The following is a 7142-nucleotide window of genomic DNA, read 5'->3' as shown; positions in this document are numbered from 1 at the left end:
GCCGGGGTGCGGCGGGCCGGGCGCGGGCGCCGGAGGGCGCGGCTGTCAGGAGGTCTCGACCCAGACCCCGTCGAAGCCCTGCTTGGCGTACAGGCTGACGAAGTTCCAGCCGGCGGGCGGGTTGGTCACGGTGAGCGTCTCGGCGTTGCCGGTGCCCGCCGACCTCACGGTGTAGGCGGTGTTGGTGGCCCAGTTGGTGTTGCTGTAGTAGAGGTCGGCGTCGCCGGTGCCGCCGCCGCTGGTGACGGTGAGGCGGGCGGTGCCGGCCGGGACCCACAGGTAGAGGTAGCGGTGGTCACCGGTGGGCGAGGCGAGGTTGCTGCGGCGGCAGCCCGGCTCCAGGCGGCGGGTGTCGGGGTCGGTGCACTCGGGGCGGCCGCAGCCGGTGGGGGTGCAGCTGCCGAGCCAGCGGTCGAAGTCGGCGTCGTAGCGGGTGCCGATGGTGCCGGTGAGCAGGGTGCGGGCGCCGGCCCAGTCGCCGGTGCGGTAGCGGGCGAGCAGGGTGTCGACGTCGGCCCGGTGCGTCTCGATCATGTAGCGGACGGCCAGGTAGCCCCAGTTGTAGACGCGGGTGGAGTCGGCGTTGTCGTAGGTGGTGTCGAAGAGGGTGCTGAGCCGGTAGGTGTGCTTGCCGGCCTGGGTGAGGGCGTCGGTGTAGGTGGCGCCGCGGTAGGAGTAGGAGACGTACTCGGCGAAGCCCTCCACCCACCAGACGGTCGGGGTGGCGGTGCCGGCCGCGAAGTCGCCGTACATGTCGAACCGGCCGTCGAGGTAGTGGGTGTACTCGTGGTTGAGGTTCCAGATCTGGAAGTCGGGGCGCAGCCACTCGGCCTCGTGGGCGATGAACCGGGGCTGGTTGCCGGCGGCGGAGGGGTCGCCCTCCAGGTACATGCCGCCGTTGTCGGTGCTGATGCCGTAGATGGCTCCGGCGTAGGTGCGGTAGTCGGTGCTGGAGTGGAAGACGACGACCTCGATGGTGGTGTTGCGGTCGCCGGCGACCGGGCCGTTGTCGCGGACGATGCCGTGCACGTAGGCGTCCTGGCCGGCGAGGCTGGTGCAGGTGGCGGTGAGCTGGTCGGCCGTCATCTGCTGGGCGAGGATGCGGATGCTCGGGCTGCAGGTGCGGGTGACGGTGAGGACGGCGGCCTTCAGCCGGTTCGCGAGGTCGCAGGTGCCGTAGTAGGCGCACTGGGCGGCGTCGTACTCGGCGGCCATCTCGGCGAGGCCGACCCAGAGCTGGGCGGTGGGGCCGGTCATCGCGGTGCGGCCGAGCAGGTCCTTGACCAGCGGGCGGACGGCGGCCTGGAGTTCGGGGTGCTGGAGGAAGCGGGCGAGTTCCCGGCCGGCGTTGGAGACGAGGTAGCCGCGGTCGCCGCCGAGCATCCCGAGGTGGGCGGTCGCGAAGGCGCCGAGGGTGTCGAGGACGCCGTGGTCGGCTGCGACGGCGGCGACGAAGTCGGGTGACTGGTGGCCGCGCCAGAGCACCGTGAAGGTGTTGTTGACGGCGTTGAGCATCCACCAGGAGGCGTCGTAGCGGGTGTCGTAGTCGGTGAGCAGGCGCCGGACGACGGCGAGGTAGCGGGCGTTCTCGCCGGAGCTGTCGATCAGGGTGACGGCCTCGGAGAGGGTCTGGCCGTTGGCGTCGGTGACGTCGCGGGAGTGCGGGGCGGCGAAGAAGGCGTCGAGGGCGGCGCGGATCGAGCCCTGCAGGGCGGCGCCGTAGCTGCCGACGTCGCCGGAGTGGTACCACTGCACGTAGTAGCCGGCCCGCAGGTAGAGCACCAGTTGGGCGGCGGAGGTGCTGTTGTCGCCGGGGTAGGCGGTGGAGACGTCCCGCAGGGCGTCGGCGACGGAGACCATCTGGGCCTCGCGGAAGGCGCCGCGGGCGTCCGTGCCGGTGAGGGTGAACAGGGTGTTGATGCAGCCGGTGTCGGCGGCCTTCACGGCCTGGACGAGGGCGGCGCCGGTGCGGCCGGTGAAGTCGCCGACCGAGCAGGCGGCGGCCGCGGTGCGGGGTGCGACGGCGCTGCGGGGTTCGGCGGTCGAGGGTGCGGTTCGGGGCTTGTCCCGCCGGGTGGCGGCGGCGTCGTAGGCGGGCTGGGGGGCCCGTTCGGCGGGGCGGGAGAGGGCGGCCTCGGCGGGGGCGAGGGCGGTCTCGGGCCGCTGGACGGTGGCCGGGCTCGGGGCCGGGCCGGAACGGCTGGTGGTGCCGGGGTGCTGCGGAGTGCTCGGGGCGGCTTCGCTCTCGGTGGAGAGCAGCAGACCGAGCGTCAGGCAGCAGACGAGCGCGAGGGCGAGCCACCGCAGGGCGCGCAGGGGTGAGGGTGTCCGGGAGGTGTGCACGTGGGGGCCTCCGGGCCGGGTGAAGTGGCCGCGTGGGGGCGGCCGTTGACGGTGACGGGCAGGGCGGAGCGATCCGCACGGCTCCGCTGTCCGTGAAGGTGTGACATGTACAATTGCACGCGTCACATGGCATGGGAAGTCCTCACGCAGACTCAAGTTCGCTCCACAGAGGCCCAGTTGGGCCTGAGCTGCGGAGAAGAGGCGTGGACATGAAGAGTCAGGGAATAGTCGTCCCAAAGTATGGACATCTGATTACCAGCCAGTAGCCTCTGACGCTGTGACAGAGACCACCGACTCCGTGTCCCCCGCCGTCGCCCGGCCGCGCCGCCGCCGGGTGCTGAAGGCCGCCGCCCTCACCGCCGGCGCGGCCGTCCTGCCGATCGCCGCGGGCACCGCGCCGGCCACCGCCGCCACCGCCCCGCAGTTCCTGCACGGCGTCGCCTCCGGCGACCCGCTCGCCGACGGCGTCGTGCTCTGGACGAGAGTGACGCCCACCCCGGACGCCGTCCCCGGCTCCGGCGCCGGCCCGGCCACCGACGTCGTCTGGCAGATCGCCACCGACAAGTCCTTCACCTCGGTGCGCGCCAGCGGCACGGTCACCACCGCCGCCGCCACCGACCACACGGTCAAGGTGGACGTCCGCGGCCTGACCGCCGACACCGTCTACTGGTACCGGTTCACCGCCGGCGGGGTCTCCTCCCCCGTCGGCCGCACCCGCACCGCCCCCGCCGCCGACGCCGCCCTCGACCGGCTGCGGCTCGGCGTCGCCTCCTGCGCCAACTGGGAGGCCGGCTACTTCTCCGCGTACCGCCACCTCGCCGCCCGCGGCGACCTCGACGTCTTCCTCTTCCTCGGCGACTACATCTACGAGTACAAGACCGGCGAGTTCTGCGCCGCCGGCAAGGTCGTCCGCCCGCACGACCCCGCGCACGAGATCACCACCCTCGCCGACTACCGCACCCGGCACGGCAGGTACAAGACCGACCCGGACCTGCAGGGCCTGCACGCGATCGTGCCGACCGTCGCCATCTGGGACGACCACGAGTTCGCCAACGACGCGTGGTCCGGCGGCGCCGAGAACCACACCCCCGGCACCGAGGGCGACTGGTCCGCGCGGATGGCCGCCGCCAAGCAGGCCTACTTCGAGTGGATGCCCGTCCGCCCGTCGATCGCCGGCACCACCTACCGCCGGCTGCGCTACGGCAAGCTCGCCGACCTGCACCTGCTCGACCTGCGGTCGTTCCGCTCCCAGCAGGTCAAGGTCGGCAGCGGCGACGTCGACTCCGCCGACCGCACCATGACCGGCCGCGCCCAGCTCGACTGGCTGAAGTCCGGTCTCTCCGCCTCCGACACCACCTGGCGGCTCATCGGCAACGAGGTGATGATCTCCCCCGTCGCCTTCCTGTCGCTGCCGGACTACCTGCTTCGGCCGATCGCCAAGCTGCTCGGCCTGCCCGGCGAGGGCCTCGCGATCAACCCGGACCAGTGGGACGGCTACACCCACGACCGCCGCGAGCTCCTCGGCCACCTGAAGAACAACGGCATCGGCAACACCGTCTTCCTCACCGGCGACATCCACTCCGCCTGGGCCGCCGACGTCCCGAACGAGGCCGCCACCTACCCGGCCTCCGGCAGCGTCGCCACCGAGTTCGTCGTCACCTCGGTCAGCTCCGACAACATCGACGACTTCCTCAAGGTCGCCCCGCAGACCCTCTCGCTGGTCGCGGCCGCCGCCATCCAGGCGGCCAACCGCCACATCAAGTGGGTCGACCTCGACTCGCACGGCTACGGCGTCCTCGACATCACCCCGCAGGCCGTGCAGATGGACTACTACATCCTCTCCGACCGCACCCGGCGCGACGCCACCACCAAGTGGACCCGCTCCTACCGCACCCGCACCGGTACCCAGCAGGTCGAACGGGTCTGGTCCCCCGTCAAGTGACCCAGACGCGCCCGCCCGCGGCAGGAGAGGCCGCGGGCGGGCGCCCCTTCGCCCCTTACGCTCCGGGTGCGAAGCGGACCAGCAGGTCGCCGGCGGTGAGCCGTTCGACCTCTTCGGGGGCGGCGTCGAAGGGGCCCGGGTAGAGGCGGTAGGCGGAGCCGGACAGCTTCTCCGGGGCGGGGACGTCGCCGTCCACCAGGGCGACGAACGCCCGGGTGCCGGCCAGGCGTTCGGTGGCGGTGGCCCGCTCGGCGGCGTCCGCTCCCACCAGCTGCCGCAGGCGGGCGGCGAAGTCCTCCACCGGCTCGCCCTCGTGGCGGCGCCAGCTGCGCAGCCCCGCGCCGTCCCGGCCGCGGACGAGCACCTCGTCGGCGCCGGCGGCTGCCTGCGCGACGGCGAGGTCCCAGAGGGTGGCCCGGTTGCCCGGGGAGAAGTGGTCGAGGACGTCCTTGGAGAGCCGGCCGACCTCCTCGCTGTACCGGCGGACGCTGTGGAAGCCGCCGTCCGCCCCGGTGTTGAGGTCCGTCCAGGTGTAGCGGCGGTCCTCCAGGTCGACGATCATCGGGACGCAGACCTTGGCGTCGCCCATCAGGTCGAGTCGCTGCCGGACGGCCTTCGGGTCGTAGTGGCCGACGCCGCGGTCGGCCGCGGAGAGCTGGATGAAGCCCGCGAAGGCGTCGGTGAGCTGCTCGAAGGCGACGTCGTTGTAGCTGAAGACGATCATCACCGCGTAGCGGCTGCCGGCGGCGGCGAGCCGACCGAGGTCCAGGTCGACGAACTCGGTGGCCCCGTGCGGCGGCGGCGCGGAGACGAAGTCCCCGGAGTGGACGGCCGCCCGGTCGCCGTGCACCAGCTCGGTGTAGTCGCACAGCCCGGTGAACCGCCACTCGGCGTCGTACAGCGCGACCGAGAGGTCGAGGTCCACCCGCAGGTGCTCGGGCTGCATCCAGTGCAGGAACAGCCGCAGGCGCTCGCCCGCGGGCAGGCGCTGCCGGCTGCCGCGCGGGACGGCGACCAGGGTCTTGGCGGCGGCCCGCTCGGCGAACGGCACCACCAGGTCGGCGAGGCCCTCGTCGATCAGGGCGAGGTCGTAGCGCTCCCCCGCGCACCGCCGCAGCAGTTCGGTCTCCACGGACTCGACGACCGGGCGGGCGAGTTCGGCCGGGACGACGGCGCCGTGGTCCTCCCGGGCGTGCGCCAGGGAGACGGTGCCGCGCGGGAAGTACAGCCGGCGCTCGCCCTGTTCGCGGTGGCCGCGCAGCCGGCCGTAGGCGCCGAGCAGCGGGCCGGGGGCGGCGCCGCGCAGGGCGTCGGTGACGGTGCGCAGCACGTCCGCGGGCAGCGGTTCGCCGGGGGCGGTGGCGGCCTGCACCCGGAGCAGGTGGTGCAGGCGGCGGGCGAGTTCGCCGGGCCGGGCTGCCAGGGTGCGGGCCGCGCCGGCGACGTCCCCGGCGGCGAGCCGGGACTCGGCCCGGCCTGCGAAGCCGGTGAAGCCGAGCCTGGTGCGTCCGCCGGTCTCCACCACCCGCAGCGGGTGCGGCGGTTCGGCGAACCCGGCGCCGACCGGGTGCTCCCGCAGGTCGGTCTCCCGCAGCAGCACGAAGGCCGCGGCGATCGTCGGGTAGCGGTTCCGGTACTCGTACGGGTGGAGGAGTTCGCCGGCCCGCAGCCAGGCGGAGCGGTGGCGGCGCAGGTCCTCGGCGAGCGAGGGCAGCGGCAGGCCGTCGAGGATCGCCAGCAGGCCGCGGCGCAGCGGGCGGGGCAGGTTGCGCAGCCGTAGCCGCCGGGCGGTGGCGGGCAGCAGGTCGGGCTCGGCGCCGGACCAGGACCAGAGCAGCCGCAGCACGTCGGTGGCGGTGTCGATCCGTTCGGCAAGCACCGGCAGGGCGCCGTCCGGGTCGCGGCGCAGCAGGGCGGTGAGGACGACGGCCTTGGTCTCGCGGACGGGGATCTGCGCGGGGAGGCGCATCGCCAGGTCGTCGGGGGCGAGGGCGAGCAGCGCGGCGAGGTCCTCGCGGTCCTGCGGGTCGAGCGGGGTGCGGCGGGCGAGCAGCCGGGTCAGTTCGGCCAGTGCGACGTCGAGGGTCTCGCCCTCGGCGAGGCGCAGCGGGCGGAGCGTCTGCTCGCCGCCGAACTCCTCGGCGGCCTTGCGGCCGGCCGGGTTGTCCTCGCCGAGCCAGGGTTCGTCGGCGAGCGGGGTGGCGCACAACGGGCAGCGGTCGCCGCGCCCTTGGGCCGTCAGGCCGTGGTGGCAGCCGGGGCAGAGCAGGTGTGCGCAGGGGGCGAGTGCGGCGATGCCCGCCTCGGCGCCGACCCGGCCGCAGTGCGCGCAGGGCTGGCGCGGCTGGTTGAGCAGGAAGGCGCGGATGCTGCGCGAGTAGAGGATGTGCGCGTGGTCGGGCACCGCGTCCGGGAACCGGTGGAACAGGGTGAGGTGCCGGCGGTCGGCGCCGAGCCGGTGGTCGATCCGGGCGAGCAGTCCGCTGCCGACGGCGGCCAGCGCGGTGGGCGTGAGCCGGGCCAGGGCGGCGCGCAGGCCGACGGTGAGCAGGTGGCCGCGCTGGGCGAGGTCGGCGTCCAGGGCGACCAGGCCGGCGGTGCTCCAGGGGTCCGCGGCGGGCAGCAGGCCCGCGGTCGGGACACAGACGGCTCCGCGGCGGCGGAGCAGGAACGAATCGAGGTCGACGTCGACGTCAGCCGAGGCGACTCGGGTCATACGGAGAATCCCCCGGGGGATGCGAAGGCGGGAGAGGAAGAGGGGGGGCGGAGAGGGGGCACGCTGGTTCTTTTCGAGGAGGAAGGAGAAGGAAGCACGCCGCGGAGCCGCCCGCATCCGCGACCCTAGTGCAGCCCCGCC

3 protein-coding genes are annotated in these 7142 nt (G+C 73.9%); 1 reads left to right on the top strand and 2 read right to left on the bottom strand.

Features of this window, described 5'->3' with window-relative positions; genetic code table 11:
* Positions 1-45: 45 nt before the first annotated feature.
* Entirely contained in the window at positions 46-2343 is a 2298-nt protein-coding gene (locus tag ABZ641_RS21110; protein WP_359983856.1) for a collagenase, read from the bottom strand.
* Between the two features lie 277 nt (positions 2344-2620).
* On the opposite strand from ABZ641_RS21110, the gene ABZ641_RS21105 reads away from it, so the two are divergent.
* Complete coding sequence (locus ABZ641_RS21105) at positions 2621-4285, top strand: alkaline phosphatase D family protein (protein WP_359983853.1); 1665 nt, start codon at positions 2621-2623, stop codon at positions 4283-4285.
* A 55-nt stretch (positions 4286-4340) separates the two neighbouring features.
* Here the strand turns inward: ABZ641_RS21105 and ABZ641_RS21100 are convergent, their stop codons facing one another.
* The gene (locus ABZ641_RS21100; RefSeq protein WP_359983851.1) at positions 4341-7001 is read right to left on the bottom strand and encodes an MXAN_6230/SCO0854 family RING domain-containing protein; all 2661 of its coding nucleotides are present in this window, start codon (positions 6999-7001) and stop codon (positions 4341-4343) included.
* Positions 7002-7142: the final 141 nt, after the last annotated feature.

This window comes from Kitasatospora sp. NPDC007106 (genome assembly GCF_040634455.1).
Lineage (GTDB): Bacteria > Actinomycetota > Actinomycetes > Streptomycetales > Streptomycetaceae > Kitasatospora > Kitasatospora arboriphila.
Note: the sequence above shows the minus strand (reverse complement) of the source record. Positions and strands in the feature narration are given on the sequence as shown.

What these genes read in the sequence shown, in the direction of transcription:
- ABZ641_RS21100 (WP_359983851.1), bottom strand. Translation starts at nt 7,001, where the DNA reads ATGACCCGAGTCGCCTCGGCTGACGTCGACGTCGACCTCGATTCGTTC.